Consider the following 14,871-nt stretch of genomic DNA (forward strand, 5'->3'; position numbering starts at 1 on the left):
TTCGCATGCCCCCGCCCCGCCGCGGGGCGGGGAACCCGTCCGCTCTCCCGTACGTCTTCCGGCGTGTTGGCATGGTCGGTCCTTGGAGGAACCCGGTGGAACACAGGATGTTGGGGCAGCGGTACGAGCTGGTGGAACAGCTCGGGCACGGCGGGATGGGGACGGTGTACCGCGCCGTCGACCACCGGCTGCGCCGCACCGTCGCCGTCAAGACCCTCTCCGCCGAGCTGGCGATGCAGCCCGAGTTCCTCACCCGCTTCCAGCGGGAGGCGCATGCCGCCGCCGCGCTCAACCACCCCGGGGTGGCCACCGTTCATGACGTGGGTGAGGACTCCGGCGGCGGTGCGGCCGAGCCCTATCTGGTCATGGAGTACGTGGCGGGCCGGCCCCTCAGCCAGGTGCTGGGGGACGGCCCGCTGGCCGTGGCGCAGGCCGTCGACATCACGGGGCAGGTGCTGGCGGCGCTGGACCACAGTCACCAGCACGCCATCGTGCACCGGGACATCAAGCCCGCGAACGTCATGCTCACCGCTTCCGGCGCGGTCAAGGTCGTCGACTTCGGCATCGCCAAGGCGCTGAGCGAGGTGGCCACCCGGCTGACCGGGACGGGCGTGGCGGTCGGCACCCCCGCCTATCTCGCCCCCGAGCAGATCAACGGGGCCGTGACCGACCACCGCACCGATCTGTACGCCGTGGGCTGTCTGCTGTACGAGCTGCTGACGGGGCGTCCGCCGTACACCGGCGACTCACCGTTCTCCGTCATGCATCAGCATCTGGCCGCGGAACCGGTACCGCCCTCCCGGCTCCGCCCGGAACTCCCGCCCGCCGTGGACGCGGTGATCACCCGCGCGCTGCACAAGCGCCGGGAGGACCGCTTCGCGGACGCCGCCACCATGCGCACGGCCCTCACCGCGGCCCCCCACGCCGCACCGTCGCCCGCTGCCTCCACCCCCATCCCCACCGCACTCGATCCCGCGGCCGCGGGCCCGGCGATGGCTCCCGCTCCGGCGGTGGCTCCCGCTCCGACCGCGGACCCCGCCCCCTCCGCCGGCCCCGCCCCGGCCTCCACCGGCCCCGCTCCGGCGGTGGCTCCGCCCGCCCCCGCCGGGAGCGCACCGTCGCCGCGGGCCGTCCGCCGCCGACCGGGACGCGTGGTGTTCCGGCCGACGGCCGAGGGCGCGGTCGCCCTGCTCGGCTGCCTGTTGTGCCTGGTCATATCCCGGACCGACATGATCGAGACCGGCCAGTTCTCCAGGGTCGCGCTGCTGGCCGCCGTCGCCGGATCGGTGCTGCTGCTGTGGTCGGCACGGCTCGCCTGCGCGGTGGTCTGGGGCCCGGTGGCCGAGGCCGTGGCCGTGTGGTCCGAGCTGGCCCGCGCCAACATCGGCTGGGAAACCCACTACGTCATCATCGCCCTGGTCCTGGGCGCGGTCTCCGCACTGTGCCTCGCCGCCGGTTACAAGGACGAGCACACCGGCGGCTTCGCGCTCATCGCCTTCTGGTTCACGTCGCTGGCCGCCGTCTGGTTCTTCCTCGACGACCTCCGCAAGATCGGCGTCTTCTACGTCCTGCTCCTGGCCGTCACGCTCGCCATCGGCGCCCAGGTCCTCAAGACCCGCACCCGGGCGCCGCAGTCGGTGAGTGGCGGCGCGGCCGAGCCGTCCGGCGCAGAGCCCCGCGAGGGCGCCGCAGCCCCGGCCGCAGCGGTCTCCCGGCGCCGCGGAAGGCAGCGGGTCGGCTAGCCGTCAGCTCAGCCGACGCACACCAATCCCAGCAGACACACATCCGACGGCGTGGACGACCCGGCCTCCGGTGCGGACGGGCTGGTCGGTGCCGTGTGCGAGGGCGAGGTGTCCCCGCCGGAGCCGCCGGAGCCGCCCGAGCCGCCGGAATCTCCCGAGCTGCTGGAGCCGCCGGAGCCGGCCGGGTCGCTCGTCGCGGGAGCCGCGGCATCGGTGTGGGCGGGCTGCGCTGCCCTGTCCTCCGGGGCCTCGGTGGGCGCGGCCGGTCGCCGGGGTGCGGCGGTGTGCGACGGGGTGACGGACTGCGGCTGCCGGGCCGTGGTGGCGGGCACCGGGGTGCCGGCGTCGCGGCGGGCATGCCGGCCGGACGGGAGCGACGGGCGGGCACCGGGGTGCCGGGACGCCTCGCTGTCCGACCGGTCCGTCGACGAGGCGGCGGGCTCCGTCCGCGGCGTGGACACGCTCTCCGGCTCCGGCATCGAGGATGCGTGGGTGCCGTTGGTGGCCGGCTTGTTCTGGAGCATGCTGACGGTCAGACCGCCGCCGACCAGCGCGAAGGCAGTGGCGGCCGCGGCCCGGCGCCGGTGCTTCTTCCACCGCGCCAGCTGCCGGCGCCGGGCCGCCCGGCCCTGCCCGGTGGGCGCGGGGATCTCGGCGTCGCCGGGCGCATCCGCATCCGCGACAGCAGCGGTTTCCGCCGTTTCCGCCGCTTCCGCCGACGCGGCACCGAAGGCGCCACCGGCGAACGGCGCGGCATCGGCGTGGCGACCCTGCCGGGGCCCCGGGGCGGGGGTTTCCTCCGGCGGCCAGGACTCCCACATCGCGGCGGCGGCCGTCGCGCTCTGCCGACGGTGCGTGGGCGGGGCTATGTCCGGCGCATAATCGCCACATCCCGGACATACGAGCGCCCCGTTGAGACTCCGACGGCACGACGTGCAGTAGTCCATCTGCGATCTTTCTGTGCTGGCTGCGCCGCCAGGGACGCCGGCGACCTGATCGAGCTGATCCAGTTCGCACGCGGGATCGAGCGGGCAGTAACGCTAACGACACCCGTCGAGGGCCACGCGAAGGCCATGTGACGCTTCGGTGCAGATTCCCGGGCGTCCCCTCCCGCACTCCGGACATGTCACGACGCGCCCCCGGGTCGAGGGGTCGAATCTCAGCCACCGGGACGGAACCGCAGAGTCTAATCAAGTTTGACTAAAGCTGCCGCGGGGCATACCCTCCACACTTCGCTCACTAGTCAAACTTGACGACTGGTGGGTCGGCCGAGGCGGGGCTCTCGCCCGTGCGCCCACCCCCGGCTGCCGAATCGACGACGACGAGGAGTCCGTATGACCTTCCTGCCCGATGCCGGCTACGTCCCGACCGCCGAGGACCGTGCGAGCCTGGCCGCCTGGTTCGCGGAGTACGACGCACAGAGCGCGAAGCGCGACGTCCAGCGCATGGCCGACATGGCGGTGTTCCCCCTCAACCTCGTAAGTGACGACACGGCCGGCAACGCCCGGACGGCACAGTGGGACCGCGAGCAGTACCTCGCGACGATGACGCAGGTGATGGGCGACGGAAGCGAGGACATCACCTTCGACTCCACGCGGACGCCCGTCTTCCTCTCGCCCGCCCTGGCCGTGGTCTTCTCGGACTCGACCATGACGATGGACGGCGAGACCCGGCAGCTGCGCTATGCCGACATCCTGGTCAGGCGGGACGGCAAGTGGGCCTTCCAGACCATGATCCAGGGCGGCTGGGGCGACAACCTGTAACGCCTGGGCCGCTACGCCACCACCTGCGGCGACCGGGGAGGCGGGACCTGATCCCCTCAACGGCCGGTACCTCTGGCTCCGTAGTGGGCGCCGCCTATGAGCGGCTTGTGAGCCGAACATGAGCCATATGGCCGAATCTCGGTGGTGTGCCGGTCGCAGCGGCAGTCCCTGAGGGGCGCGTGGCCGGCGGCACTCCGTTCCTGTCCGGTTCGGAGCTGACGCACACCTCGTTCACGACGGGTGCCGCCTTCCCGGGACGGCAACACCCGGAGTCGTGAACGGAATCGCAGGACGCAATCCGCGCTTCAGGTGGAAAGTAAGGGACGCAAAAGATGAACCTACGAGTGCGCAATGTTCTCCCGTCCGGCAGAGGCCGGCGGGCAAAGGCGGTCGCGGTGGGATCGATGACCCTCGTGGCGGCGCTGTGCCTGTCCATCACCCCGGCGCAGGCGGACGGCGGTGGCGGCGGTTGGATCACCGACCCGCCGGACGTGCCCGTTTCCCAGGGCGAAGGCATCTGGAGCACCCCCGAGAAGGTCGCGGAGTTCCTCGCCGACTGCGGCGGGGACTGCACCTTCACCCCCACCGCATGGGTCGGGGAGCCGACCGAGAGCACGCCGACGTTGGTGGGGGACTATCGCGACAACTGCACCACCGAGAACGCCGACTTCAGGCAGGGCGAGGCGGAGACCACCGGTGAAACGACGGTCGTCGGCATGTCGGTCGGCGCGAACCCCGTCTCGGTGCTGCCGAAGATCGAGCACACCTGGTTCAAGCAGAACACGGAGAGCAGCGACACCACGGGCACGCTGAAGCCCGGCGAGATCGGTTGGGTCGACGAGGTGTCGGTCACCCGGAAGGCAAAGGGCAACTGGCACCTCAACGGCGTCGACCAGTCGAACCCCTTCGCTCCCGTGAACGATCACAACTCCCATGGTCCTTACGACTTCACCGATATCGAGGGGGACATCACCTACAAGATCATCAGGATCCAGTCCCGCCCGATGACCGACGAAGAGCGCACCACCCGCTGCGGCAACGCAAGCCCCAGCTAGCCCGGTTGGCGCGGAATCCGGCGGTCACCGGCATTCCGTAAACGGCCCCAACTCGGGCCGAGGCCCTGCCGACCCGGTGCGGATCACAAGCCCCGCACCGGTAAACAGGAGCCCTCACCACCCCCGGTCACCTCCTCGGCCGGGAACACATCAGCCCCAGGTCCACCGACCTGGGGCTGATGTCGTGAGACGTACCTCGGGCCTACGACGCCGACCTGGGTGCGACCGGCGACTCCGGGCCTTTGTCGCCGGCGGACCCGGTGGTGGCGGAGGTGTCGTCGTCCTTCGGCTTCTCGGCGGTCAGGTGGAGTCCGACCACGCCGCCGATGATCGCGAGAATGCAGAGCACTTTGCCGAGCGTGAGGTGTTCGCCGTAGAGCAGTGCGGCGAAGAGGACGGAGCCGACGGTGCCGATGCCCGTCCAGACGGTGTAGCCGATGCCGACATCGATGGTTTTCAGGGCGAGGCTGAGCAGATAGACCCCGCCGCCGCCCGCGACGACGGTGATGACGGACGGGACCGGTTCGGTGAAGCCGCCGTTCGCGGCCGAGCCGAGCGCGAAGATCACCTCGAAGACGGCGGCGACCAACAGCCAGGCCCAGCCGGCCGTGTGACTCTGCTTCTTCTCCGCGACCATGTTCTCCCCGGTCATCGTCACGCCCCCGCGAGCGACTTGAGGCCGACGACCCCGCCGATGATGGCGACGAAGCAGACCACCTTGGCCGGCGTGATCTTCTCCTTGAAGATCAGCGCTCCGAAGATCACCGTGCCGACCGCCCCGACCCCGGTCCAGATCGGATAGCCGACCCCGACATCCAGAGTCTTGAGGGCGAGACTGATGAAGTAGATGCCGCCCACGACGCCGACCACGGTGATCACGGACACCTTCAGCTTGGTGAAGCCGTGCGAGGCGCTCGCGCCGAGCGCGAAGATGATCTCGAAGACGATCGCGAGGGACAAGTAGATCCAGGCCATGGTGGAAGAACGTCCTCTCCATCCGGTGTAGGTCGGGCCGGGGGCTCATCGGCCGGTGCCCCGCTGCCCGCCACCGCGCCGCGGTCGGCGAACACCCCGGGACGCCAGGCGCGCATCCGCTTCAACAGGAGTCGAAGGGGACGTAGTCCCACGCGGGACGTCGTCATACGCGCCGTGGTCCTTGAGGAATTCCATCCGGGTGGCGCCACATGCCAGCGGCCCCCACCAGCGCGCCACACAGGCGCGACCCACAGGCACGCCCCACCAGCGCGCCCCACAACCACGATTCAGAACCGCGATCCAGAACCACGTCCGGCCTCCCGGCCACGCCCCGTCAGGTCGCAGTCGAACCCGGTGCGGACGCCTCCTGGAACGCCGCGAGCATCTCCGGGGACCAGGTGAGGCTTCCGTCCCGCAGATCGCGGAGCACCCCCTGGAGCCAGCGTTCCTCGGCGTCGAGGAGGGCGAGCCGGTATTCGTTCTCGATGAGGGTGATGCGCGGCAGTCCGGTGGGGGCTTCGGCGGACTGGCGCTCCAGTTCGGCGCGTTCGCCGGCGAGCCGCGCCGCCCGTCGTTCCAGGATCGGCGTCGCCTCGTGCGGGCTGAGCAGCAGCATGTTCGACAGCGCCGCCGGGAACACGGGGAACTCCGCCTTGGGCACCGCCAGCATCTGCTCCAGCCACTCGCGGGTGACCGCCCGGCCCTCCTCGGTGACCTCATAGACCGTCCGCTCGGGGTACTGCTGGTCGCGCTCGGTCTGCCGGACGGTGATCAGCCCACCGGCCTGTAGCCGCTCGATGGTGCGGTACAGCCCGGCCCGCTGGCCGACGTTGACGACCTGTTCCTTGCCCCACTGCTTGAGCAGTTGCTGGATGCCGTACGGGTGCAGCGGCCGATGGTGCAGCAGCGCCAGCACGGCCAGTCCCAGCGGCGAGCTCTTCACGGAGGCGGTCATGCAGGCATCGTAGGCAATCAGTAACTAGTTGCATTGCTACTAGTCCCTTTGTCACTATGAGTGCGGCGTTCACACGACGCATCCACATGACCCACGGGAGGGGTTATGAGCGACAACCGCGGCCACGGCTCCGGCGTACGGACGGCACTGGTCATCGGGGGAGGTGTGGCGGGCCCGGTCACGGCGCTCGCACTGCGCAAGGCGGGCATCGCGGCGACGGTCCACGAGGCGTATCCGAGCGCGGCGGACGGCGTCGGGGCCTGGCTGGGGCTGGCGCCGAACGGGCAGGCGGCGCTGGCGTCGGTCGGTGCCGACGCGGCGGTGACTGCCCTCGGGCAGCCGGTGCCCGGCATGGTGATGGCGGACGGCCTCGGCAATCAGCTCGCCGGATTCGGCGGCTTCCCGGAACTGCCCGCCACGCTGACGCTGCCGCGCGACCGGCTGTTCCGTGCGCTGACCGACCACGCGGTCACCGCGGGCGTCCGGTTCGCGTACGGCAAGCGGCTGGTCGCCGCTGAGGAGACGCCCGACGGCGTCACCGCCCACTTCGCCGACGGGACCTCCGCGACCGCCGACATCCTGGTCGGTGCCGATGGCATCCGCTCCACCGTCCGCACCGTGATCGACCCGCAGGCACCCGATCCCGAGTACGGCGGCGTGCTGAGCTTCGGCGGCTACGCGACGGTGGGCAGCGAGGCCGGGGCCGCGCCGGGCACGATGTACTTCGCCTTCGGCCGCGCCTTCATGGGCTACTGGCGGGGCCCGGACGGGCGGATGATCTGGTTCGCCGGCCTGCCCACGGACACCCCGCCGAGCCCGGCCGACCTGGCACGAGTGCCCAGCGCCGAGTGGCTGAGCCGGCTGCGTGATCTCTACACCGGCCATGTCCCGGGGGAGCGGCTGCTGCGGCACACCGGCCCGGACGACCTGATGGTGGTCGGCCGGATGGAGCGCATGCCGTCCGTACCGCACTGGCACCGCGGGCGGATGGTGCTGGTCGGAGACTCGGCGCACGCCCCGTCCTCCAGCTCCGGACAGGGCGCCTCGCTCGCCATCGAGAGCGCGGTCGAACTGGCCCGCTGCCTGCGCGATCTGCCCTCCCCGGGCGAGGCGTTCGCCGCCTACGAGGCCCTGCGCCGCCCGCGCGTGGAGGCGATCGGCCGCGACGCCGCGGTCGTCAACAAGGTCAAGTCCGGCAAGAGCGACGCTCCCGTGCCGGCGTTCCCCGGCCTCGACGAGATGCTCCGCCCGCTCCACTTCCATCGCATCGAGTGGGAGGCGACGGTGACGGGACCGGCGAGCGCCACGGCCTGACGGGAATCGGAAACGGGGCAGGGGCCAGGGCCAGGGCCAGGCGGCTCAGGACGGGCAGGGGCCCGGGCCCGGCGGCACCCCTGGGCGATGGCAGGTGCCCGCCAGATGCCGTGCCGCCGGGCAGCCGCGGATTCCGACGGTGGAAGAGCACGCATTCCCGCCCGCCGGGCAGGGGCGCTCCGGCACGATGGGCCGCGTGACATATGTGGTGAGCGTGGACACGCGCCTTCCGGCCGGTGCGGCGGAACTGGACGCTCTTCAGCGGGAGGGTGTCATCTTCCTGCTCCGGAAGGGCCTCGATGCGATTGAGTCCGTCGAGGGGCCGGACGACATGGAAATCGAGATCATCGATTCCATCCTGGCCGCTCACCCTGGTGGGGTCCTGCTGAAGCTCTTCGTGGATGCGCCTGCTCTGGAGGTCGCCGAGGACGCCATGCGCGAAGTCGTCGGCGAGGTCTTGGAGCAGGCGGAGTTGCTCAGCGAATGGCAGATCACCAAGTGCGAGGTCGAGCTGCATCCGGAATTCGCTCAGCAGAGTCTGGATGCCGCGGATGGCCCGGACGCGCCGCCGGCCGATCCCGTGGTGCGCGCTGCTCAGCATGCTGAGGCGAGGGCCGAAGCCACTGCCTCGCGACTCCCCGACGAAGAGGTCAAGGCGATGCGCGCCACGGTGCGGGCCATGGCGCCTCGCCTCACCGCGTTCGGACTCGACTCATTCGGCTGGTGCGAGGACGGCGAGGAGTCCGGCGTCGACCGGGAACACGCGGAACTGGCCGCCGGCGCCTTGGTGTACGCCATCGATCTCCTGGTGGACCAGCTCTTCCACGATGTGCAGACGCTCAGCGAAGCGAAGCAGTCCGTGGAGGAATGCGACGGGCTTCTTTGGTACCTCGACGATTTGCCTGCGCAGTTCGCCGCGCAGTACACCGTCCTCTTCGCCCGCCGCTTTCTCGTCACGGCCGTCTCGCTCACCGGACGCCTCACCCGCGATGACTCCGTGCAATTGAGCTGTGTGGCCGAGCAGTTCCTGCTGAATTTCCTGCTGCGTGAGGCCCGGGTGGTGCTGGACGGCTACGGCCTTTTGGACGACAAGGTCGCCGCCGCCTGGGAAGCCTTTGCCGATCAGGCGCTGGAAGAGGCCGATGACGAGCTGTGGTACGAGATGGCCGGGAATGACGAGGAAACTGACGTCACGGCGTCAGAAGTCGGGTCGTTGGACGTGGAGCGCTGGTTCGCGCCCTTCGATGCGAGGTGCTTCGTCCACCCGTACGCGGCTAATGAGGGAGCGTAGCGGGAGAGTTCGGTCCGGCGGGGCGCGCCGTGCGTGGCACGGGCGGTCCCCCAGTCGGCCGCCGGTGCCGTTGACCCCGTCAAGACCGCGAAGTGGCGACCCGAGGGCAACGATGTGAAATAGCCGTGAAGGGCGTTTCGGAATCGCTCGACGGGAAATGGGCGGCACCGTGAGTTACCCCAATGACGGCATACCGCAAAATCGTCCATACGGCTCCGGCGCAAACTTTCCCTACCACGGCGGACCGAACTCTCCGGAGGGTGGCGATACGGCTCCGCTGCCGAATGCCGGGGCACACGCTCCGTATACCGGCAATTCCCCCTCGCCGTACCAACCCGCACCGCCCGACCTGTACCACACCGCTCCGCCCCCAGCCCCCCACCCCAGCAGCGGAGGTGGGCGAGGAAATCGAAGAGGTGCCGGAGCGGATCGGCTCGCCTTGATCATTCACAGCCTCGCGGATATCGCCGCGGGATTTCTCGGGCTGTGGATCCTGCTGTATCTGCTCGAAGCGAATCATGCGAATGTCTTCGTCGACTTCGTGCACGGCATGGCCGACTGGCTCGCCGGCTGGTCGCAGGACATCTTCACGATGGAGCCGGAAGGGCTCCGGGTCTTCTTCAACTACGCCCTCCCCGCGCTGGTTTACCTCGTCGTCGGCCATGGCGCAGCCGCCTGGCTGCGACGCCTCTGACGGCCCTTCCACCGAGCTCAGGGGGCACCGCCCGCCCCGTGCCCCCTGAGCGCCGAGACCCGCACCGTCGTGAGCGGCCGGCCCGGCGTGGGATTACTGCACGTCGACGAAGTCGCCGGTCGCCTTTACGGCCGGGGTGGTGGAGGTGCCGGCGAAGTTCCAGCGCCAGTAGCCGTCCTCCGAGGCGGTGACCGTCGTCGTCAGGTCGCCGGTGCCGGAGGTGTTCACGGTCTTGACGGTGGTGTAGGTCGTCGTGCCCGCCTTGCGGAACTGGAGCCGGACGGGCTGGCTGGTGTAGCCCCGGTAGTCGAGGGTGTCCCAGTTGGCTCGGGTGAGCTTGCCGGTGACCGTGAGGGTCTTGCCCTGGGCGACCGGCTCCGGGCCGGCGTTCACGGTCAGTTTGGCGTGCCGCTGCAAGCGGGTCGTGGTGTAGTCCGCTGTGTGGGTCCCGCTGTCATCGTTGGCCACCCCCTGCACACTGACCTTCCAGGTGCCGGCGTCGGCGTTCGCGAGCGTCCAGTCCGGTTCGAAGGTGAACGTCTGCGAGCACGTGGAGGTCGTGGCACTGGAGGCGACGCAGTCCGCGTGGACGTAGTACTCGTTCGAGATGATGCGGTCGTCGTAGGTCGCATAGGGGTTCGCGCCGTCCGGCCCCCGCCACAGGACGAAATCCGCGTCCTGGATGCCCGAGGGATGGGTGAAGGTCCCGGAAACCGTGATCGTCTTGTCGTAGGTGTCGACCACGACGTCCTTGCCGCCGTCGAGGGCGACGTCGCTTATCTGGACCTCCCCCGCGCTCTCGCCCGCATAGGCACCGGGGAGGGCGAAGCCGGCCAGCGCGGCGACGGCGGTGAGCACGGCAAAGGCAGCGCGCTTGCGCATGTGTCTCCTTCACGGAGTGACAAGAGGCCCCGCCGAACGGGCAGGCGGGTAGTTGAAGCGCAAAGCTTAAGGCTCGCCCTTCCCCCTTCGGCATGGGAGGCATCTGGCCTTTTGGCCCGTCCCACTGGACGTTGCCACCCAGGGCTCCGCGTATCGGACGTATCGCCCGGCCGGGTAACGCGGCGGCGCCCCGCGACGCAGAACCGCATACGGGCGCGTAATCGCCCTGCTCGCGATCACGGCCGGGGTGACTCCTGTGGGGGGTGGCCACCCTGGCCGTGACCGCTTTCCCTGGCCTCCGGCCCCGGCATTGATCCTTGTGGCGAACCTCAGCGCCTGCTGATGGCAGGTCAACTTCCGCTGAGGCAGAGGCGATGTCGCTGCGATGCCCGAGGACCGGGCGAAGACGTTCCTGCGGCACGGTGCCGGCGGGGAGAAGCCCGCGCTCGGCGGGAAAACCACCGCCACGTACCGCAGCGTGGACCTCCCGACGGCGAGCTGACCCGTGGCCTCGATCTCCAACGGGCCGACGGCTGCCACGGCCCGGCCCGTCGGGGTGCCGCGGTGGGCCGCGCCCGACGACGGTGCCGCAGTCCGCGAGAAGCCGCCGACACCGCTGTGGGCACTCGCGGCCCTGGCGGTCCTGAGCACTGCCGCCCTGGCGGCCGCCTGCTGGGTGGCCGGTCACCTGCACGCCGACCCGCCGCTCCAGATGGCCGCCCGCTTCCTGCACCTCGTGGCACTCGTCGTCGGGCTGGGCGCCGTGCTGGCCGTCGACTGGTTCGCCCTGCTGTGGACGCTCGGACGGCGCCCCCTGTCCGACGTTCTGCGCACCGCCTGCACACTGCAGATTCCGATCTGGCTGGGGCTGGCCGGCCTGGTGGTCACCGGCCTGTTTCTCCGTCCGGACCTGGCCTCACCACTGACCCTGCTCAAACTCGGACTCGTCCTGGCCATCACCCTCAACGGCCTCTACGCCCACTGGCTCGGACAGCGCCTCGCCCGGTGCGGGAACGCTCCGGTGCCGCGCGCCCTGCGCATCCAATCGGCCACGGCCGCCACCGTGAGCCAGCTCGGCTGGTGGGGCGCCAGCCTGATCGGCTTCCTCAACAGCCAGTCCTGACCCGACGACAACGGAATCATTGAGTACGGAAGCGTTGGGTGAGGCATCAGCCTCCGCAGGCGCAGCCCGGTGCGGGGTCCGCGCCGGCCGTCCCGCTCGTGCAGCAGCCGTCGGTGCCGCTGGTCGCGGACGGGTCGGCGCTCCTGCCCAGGGTGTCGGCGTCGGCCTTGACGACATAGACCTCCCAGGGCTCCTTGCCGGGGCCGTGCACCCACACCTTGTCCTGGAGGGCGTAGCAGCAGGAGGTGTCGTTCTCCTCGAAGGTGGCGAGGCCGGCGTCCTTGAGGCGGGTCGTGGCGGCCGTCACCTGGTCCGTGGTCCCGACCTCCACACCGAGATGGTCGAGGCGGGTTTCCTGGCCGGGCTCGCCCTCGATCAGTACGAGCTTGAGCGGCGGCTCGGTGAGGGCGAAGTTGGCGTAGCCCTCGCGTCGCTTGGCCGGTTCGGTGCCGAACAGCTTCGAGTAGAAGGTGATCGACGCTTCCAGGTCGCTGACGCGCAGGGCGAGCTGTGCACGTGACATGGCGGGGCTCCGATCGGCTTGCATTGATGTCTGTCGATTCAAGGTTGCCTCCTGATTCGATAAGCGTCAACATAGAGAAATGTCGAATCAAGAGCTCGTGGTGATCGAGCAGCCGCAGACCGGCGAAGCCGCTGCATGCTGCCCCGGCCTGCTTGCGGCCCCGCTCGATGAGAGTCAGGCCGGGGAACTGTCGAAGGTGTTCAAGGCACTGGGCGATCCGGTGCGTCTCCGGCTGCTGTCGATGATCGCCTCGCGCGCCGGCGGTGAGGTCTGCGTCTGTGACCTCACCCCCGCCTTCGACCTGTCGCAGCCGACGATCTCGCACCACCTCAAGCTGCTTCGGCAGGCCGGCCTGATCGACTGCGAGCGGCGCGGTACGTGGGTCTACTACTGGCTGCTGCCCGAGATGACGGACCGCCTCGCGGGCATCCTCACGCGTCCCGCGGGCGAGCCACTGCCTGCCCGCGTCGCGGCGGACGGGGCGAGCGCGTGAGGGCCGCGCCCGAGCAGGCGGTCGCGGGCCGGCTGTCGTTTGGGAGATCGCCCGCAGCGTCTGATCTTTCTCGGCATCCCGCTCGCCGCCGGCTATCTCACCCGCCGGATCGGAGAGAAGGCCAAGGGACGCGCCTGGTACGAGTCCGAACTCATCCCGCGCATCGGCCCGTTCGCCCTGTACGGCCTGCTCTTCACCATCGTCATCCTCTTCGCGCTGCAAGGCGACGCGATCACCTCGCAACCACGCGACGTCGCCCGCATCGCGCTGCCGCTGCTCGTGTACTCCGCTCTGATGTGGGCCGGCTCCATGGCACTCGGACGCTCCGTCGGACTCCACTACCCCCGTGCGACGACACTCGCGTTCACGGCCGCCGGCAACAACTTCGAGCTGGCCATCGCGGTAGCCATCGCCACGTTCGGCGCTACCTCCGGACAGGCCCTCGCGGGCGTGGTCGGCCCGCTCATCGAAGTGCCGGTGCTGATCGGCCTCGTGTACGTCGCGCTCTACGCCCGCCGCTGCCCGACCCCGCCGGACAGGGCGTCGCGGCCGTACGGCCCATCCGCGAGGACATCGAGCAGCGGATTCGCGGACTGCTCGACGAGATCGCCCCTGAGGGGCAGGCGTGACCACCTGCGGACAACGATCAAGGCCCAGGTCGCTGACCTGGGCCTTGATTCCGGAGCGGGCGATGGGAGTCGAACCCCCGCTCAGAGCTCGGTAATCAGGGGCTTTCGGGTGCCGGTACCTCTCCGGCGCGGCACCGGCACGGCAGTGGCATGGTTCGGGGCGGTCAGGCGGCCGGCAGCCGGTACTTCACCCGGGAGGCGTTCAGGGGCGGGCAGGCGCGGTCGCGGACCCAGGCGGCGGCCGCCGCGACGGTGCCGATCATCGCGACCGGCCCGACCAGGACGGTGACGATGACCTGGAAGTTCGGGAACGCGTACTCCCCGAGGAAGGTGATCGCGGTTCCCAGCAGGGTCGCCGCCAGGAGAATCAGGGGAAGCGCCTTGGTCAGGGCCCGCGTGGTCTCCTCGCGTGCGGGGTCGTGCCGGTGCTGGAGCTTCGCGGCCACGGCGCGCCGGATGAGGAAGAAGGCGGCGACCAGGCACACGGCCCAGCCCACCCACATCAAGGGAGTGCCGGGATTGGGGTAGTGGTGCACCTCCCACACCGGCGGTCCATTCAACTGCGTGGTCATCACTTCACTGTCGCGGTCGAGCAGGCCACCGGGTGTTCCGGCCCACCAGAGGATGACGGCGACAACGGCGGGTAGGGCGGCGCCCCTGGCCGCCGCGATGGCGGTCTCCTTCAGGTTCGGGCGGTGGGGCAGCAGACCGCGTTCGACCGCCCAGGAGGTGGCCAGCGCGTCGACGTCGCCGCCGATGTAGTCGGTGACCGACCGGCCGTCGAAGGCGGCGGCGGTCAGGTCCGCCGCCAGCTCTTCGGACATCTCATCGGTCGCGTCCTGTTCGATTCCGAGGCGGCGCCACGTCTCCATGGCCTGGTGTATTGCGTCCTCGACCGTCAGCGTCATGATTCCTCCCGCGTGGTCTGGCTGATGATGGAGCCGATGCTTGTGGCGAATTCGTTCCAGTCGCGGCTCCACGACCGGAGCATCTGCACGCCCGCTTCGCTGGGCCTGTAGTAGGTACGGGCGGGACCGCCGTCCCCACTGCGGCGTTCGATCTCGACCAGCTCGCGTTTACGCAGACGCGCCAGCGCCGGGTAGATCGAGCCGTCCGCGACGTCGAGCCCCGCCTTCGCGAGCCGGACGGTCATCTCGTACCCGTAGACCGGGGCCTCCGCCATCAAGGCCAGCAGGCACATATCCAGCACCCCTCGTAGCCACTGGGCGCGCGGCGGGGTGGATGTCTCCTCCATGGCCAGTACCTTACACAGCATGAGTCGTGTACTGCAAGCTAGTGCCGTACAAGCTAGTGCCGTACAAGCTAGTGCTGTGCAAGGTAGTGGCGCCTGAGGTGGCCGTACCTGCTGGCGGCCCGCTGGTGACGCGCCTCACAAACTGACCAAATGACGATTCTGGTCAGTCCGTGTTCA

Annotated in this window: 16 protein-coding genes and 2 pseudogenes; 10 read left to right on the forward strand and 8 right to left on the reverse strand. The window is 70.0% G+C overall.

The window, feature by feature from the left end; all coding sequences use genetic code 11:
* Nucleotides 1-95: 95 nt before the first annotated feature.
* Nucleotides 96-1,742, forward strand: a complete 1,647-nt coding sequence (locus ACZ4XD_RS05945) for a protein kinase domain-containing protein (protein WP_468038611.1) — start codon at nt 96-98, stop codon at nt 1,740-1,742.
* A gap of 8 nt (nt 1,743-1,750) precedes the next feature.
* Here the strand turns inward: ACZ4XD_RS05945 and ACZ4XD_RS05950 are convergent, their stop codons facing one another.
* Nucleotides 1,751-2,689 (reverse strand): SCO2400 family protein, encoded by a 939-nt coding sequence (locus ACZ4XD_RS05950; protein ID WP_468038613.1) that lies wholly within the window; start codon nt 2,687-2,689, stop codon nt 1,751-1,753.
* Between the two features lie 387 nt (nt 2,690-3,076).
* Here ACZ4XD_RS05950 and ACZ4XD_RS05955 point away from each other — a divergent pair, with 387 nt between their 5' ends.
* Nucleotides 3,077-3,505, forward strand: a complete 429-nt coding sequence (locus ACZ4XD_RS05955) for a nuclear transport factor 2 family protein (RefSeq protein WP_468038615.1) — start codon at nt 3,077-3,079, stop codon at nt 3,503-3,505.
* 395 nt (nt 3,506-3,900) lie between these two features.
* The gene (locus ACZ4XD_RS05960) at nt 3,901-4,560 is read left to right on the forward strand and encodes a hypothetical protein (RefSeq protein WP_468038617.1); all 660 of its coding nucleotides are present in this window, start codon (nt 3,901-3,903) and stop codon (nt 4,558-4,560) included.
* A 202-nt stretch (nt 4,561-4,762) separates the two neighbouring features.
* Here ACZ4XD_RS05960 and ACZ4XD_RS05965 read toward each other — a convergent pair whose 3' ends face one another.
* The 3 genes from ACZ4XD_RS05965 to ACZ4XD_RS05975 all read right to left on the reverse strand — a co-directional run bounded on the left by ACZ4XD_RS05965 (nt 4,763) and on the right by ACZ4XD_RS05975 (nt 6,490).
* Nucleotides 4,763-5,212: a DMT family transporter gene (locus tag ACZ4XD_RS05965; RefSeq protein WP_468038618.1), complete on the reverse strand. Its 450-nt coding sequence runs from the start codon at nt 5,210-5,212 to the stop codon at nt 4,763-4,765.
* A gap of 2 nt (nt 5,213-5,214) precedes the next feature.
* The gene (locus ACZ4XD_RS05970) at nt 5,215-5,535 is read right to left on the reverse strand and encodes a DMT family transporter (protein ID WP_042151358.1); all 321 of its coding nucleotides are present in this window, start codon (nt 5,533-5,535) and stop codon (nt 5,215-5,217) included.
* A 334-nt stretch (nt 5,536-5,869) separates the two neighbouring features.
* Complete coding sequence (locus tag ACZ4XD_RS05975) at nt 5,870-6,490, reverse strand: PadR family transcriptional regulator (protein WP_468038620.1); 621 nt, start codon at nt 6,488-6,490, stop codon at nt 5,870-5,872.
* Nucleotides 6,491-6,595: 105 nt separating this feature from the next.
* On the opposite strand from ACZ4XD_RS05975, the gene ACZ4XD_RS05980 reads away from it, so the two are divergent.
* The 3 genes from ACZ4XD_RS05980 to ACZ4XD_RS05990 all read left to right on the forward strand — a co-directional run bounded on the left by ACZ4XD_RS05980 (nt 6,596) and on the right by ACZ4XD_RS05990 (nt 9,789).
* The gene (locus ACZ4XD_RS05980; protein WP_468038622.1) at nt 6,596-7,804 is read left to right on the forward strand and encodes an FAD-dependent monooxygenase; all 1,209 of its coding nucleotides are present in this window, start codon (nt 6,596-6,598) and stop codon (nt 7,802-7,804) included.
* Nucleotides 7,805-7,943: 139 nt separating this feature from the next.
* Nucleotides 7,944-9,095: a hypothetical protein gene (locus tag ACZ4XD_RS05985; protein WP_468038624.1), complete on the forward strand. Its 1,152-nt coding sequence runs from the start codon at nt 7,944-7,946 to the stop codon at nt 9,093-9,095.
* A 349-nt stretch (nt 9,096-9,444) separates the two neighbouring features.
* On the forward strand, nt 9,445-9,789 hold the full coding sequence (locus ACZ4XD_RS05990; RefSeq protein WP_468038802.1) for a hypothetical protein: 345 nt from the start codon (nt 9,445-9,447) through the stop codon (nt 9,787-9,789).
* 93 nt (nt 9,790-9,882) lie between these two features.
* Here the strand turns inward: ACZ4XD_RS05990 and ACZ4XD_RS05995 are convergent, their stop codons facing one another.
* Nucleotides 9,883-10,671, reverse strand: a complete 789-nt coding sequence (locus tag ACZ4XD_RS05995; protein ID WP_468038626.1) for a DUF5707 domain-containing protein — start codon at nt 10,669-10,671, stop codon at nt 9,883-9,885.
* Nucleotides 10,672-11,176: 505 nt separating this feature from the next.
* Between ACZ4XD_RS05995 and ACZ4XD_RS06000 the strand changes: the two genes are divergently transcribed.
* A complete protein-coding gene (locus tag ACZ4XD_RS06000; RefSeq protein WP_468038628.1) occupies nt 11,177-11,794 on the forward strand; it encodes a hypothetical protein in 618 nt (205 codons plus the stop codon).
* Nucleotides 11,795-11,840: 46 nt separating this feature from the next.
* On the opposite strand, the gene ACZ4XD_RS06005 is transcribed toward ACZ4XD_RS06000, so the two are convergent.
* On the reverse strand, nt 11,841-12,317 hold the full coding sequence (locus tag ACZ4XD_RS06005; protein ID WP_468038630.1) for an ArsI/CadI family heavy metal resistance metalloenzyme: 477 nt from the start codon (nt 12,315-12,317) through the stop codon (nt 11,841-11,843).
* A 79-nt stretch (nt 12,318-12,396) separates the two neighbouring features.
* Here ACZ4XD_RS06005 and ACZ4XD_RS06010 point away from each other — a divergent pair, with 79 nt between their 5' ends.
* The 3 genes and pseudogenes from ACZ4XD_RS06010 to ACZ4XD_RS06020 all read left to right on the forward strand — a co-directional run.
* Nucleotides 12,397-12,810: an ArsR/SmtB family transcription factor gene (locus ACZ4XD_RS06010; protein WP_468038632.1), complete on the forward strand. Its 414-nt coding sequence runs from the start codon at nt 12,397-12,399 to the stop codon at nt 12,808-12,810.
* A 37-nt stretch (nt 12,811-12,847) separates the two neighbouring features.
* Nucleotides 12,848-13,362 (forward strand): annotated as a pseudogene (locus ACZ4XD_RS06015) (arsenic resistance protein); the annotation flags it as partial.
* Nucleotides 13,317-13,439: pseudogene (locus tag ACZ4XD_RS06020) on the forward strand (phosphotyrosine protein phosphatase); the annotation flags it as partial. The pseudogenes ACZ4XD_RS06015 and ACZ4XD_RS06020, both read left to right, overlap by 46 nt.
* Before the next feature lie 164 nt (nt 13,440-13,603).
* On the opposite strand, the gene ACZ4XD_RS06025 reads toward ACZ4XD_RS06020, so the two are convergent.
* Together ACZ4XD_RS06025 and ACZ4XD_RS06030 are read right to left on the reverse strand one after the other, a co-directional pair.
* Nucleotides 13,604-14,347, reverse strand: a complete 744-nt coding sequence (locus tag ACZ4XD_RS06025; protein WP_468038633.1) for a hypothetical protein — start codon at nt 14,345-14,347, stop codon at nt 13,604-13,606.
* Entirely contained in the window at nt 14,344-14,694 is a 351-nt protein-coding gene (locus ACZ4XD_RS06030; RefSeq protein WP_468038635.1) for a PadR family transcriptional regulator, read from the reverse strand. Before ACZ4XD_RS06030 ends, ACZ4XD_RS06025 begins: the two co-directional genes overlap by 4 nt.
* Nucleotides 14,695-14,871: the final 177 nt, after the last annotated feature.

This window comes from Streptomyces sp. NPDC029466, from assembly GCF_055574515.1.

Excerpts from the sequence above, each read along its gene's own strand:
- ACZ4XD_RS06030 (WP_468038635.1), bottom strand. The coding sequence starts at position 14,694 with ATGGAGGAGACATCCACCCCGCCGCGCGCCCAGTGGCTACGAGGGGTG.
- ACZ4XD_RS05995 (WP_468038626.1), bottom strand. The coding sequence starts at position 10,671 with ATGCGCAAGCGCGCTGCCTTTGCCGTGCTCACCGCCGTCGCCGCGCTG.
- ACZ4XD_RS05950 (WP_468038613.1), bottom strand. The coding sequence starts at position 2,689 with ATGGACTACTGCACGTCGTGCCGTCGGAGTCTCAACGGGGCGCTCGTA.
- ACZ4XD_RS06025 (WP_468038633.1), bottom strand. The coding sequence starts at position 14,347 with ATGACGCTGACGGTCGAGGACGCAATACACCAGGCCATGGAGACGTGG.
- ACZ4XD_RS05980 (WP_468038622.1), top strand. The coding sequence starts at position 6,596 with ATGAGCGACAACCGCGGCCACGGCTCCGGCGTACGGACGGCACTGGTC.
- ACZ4XD_RS05965 (WP_468038618.1), bottom strand. The coding sequence starts at position 5,212 with ATGACCGGGGAGAACATGGTCGCGGAGAAGAAGCAGAGTCACACGGCC.
- ACZ4XD_RS05975 (WP_468038620.1), bottom strand. The coding sequence starts at position 6,490 with ATGACCGCCTCCGTGAAGAGCTCGCCGCTGGGACTGGCCGTGCTGGCG.
- ACZ4XD_RS05970 (WP_042151358.1), bottom strand. The coding sequence starts at position 5,535 with ATGGCCTGGATCTACTTGTCCCTCGCGATCGTCTTCGAGATCATCTTC.
- ACZ4XD_RS05955 (WP_468038615.1), top strand. The coding sequence starts at position 3,077 with ATGACCTTCCTGCCCGATGCCGGCTACGTCCCGACCGCCGAGGACCGT.
- ACZ4XD_RS06010 (WP_468038632.1), top strand. The coding sequence starts at position 12,397 with ATGTCGAATCAAGAGCTCGTGGTGATCGAGCAGCCGCAGACCGGCGAA.
- ACZ4XD_RS06005 (WP_468038630.1), bottom strand. The coding sequence starts at position 12,317 with ATGTCACGTGCACAGCTCGCCCTGCGCGTCAGCGACCTGGAAGCGTCG.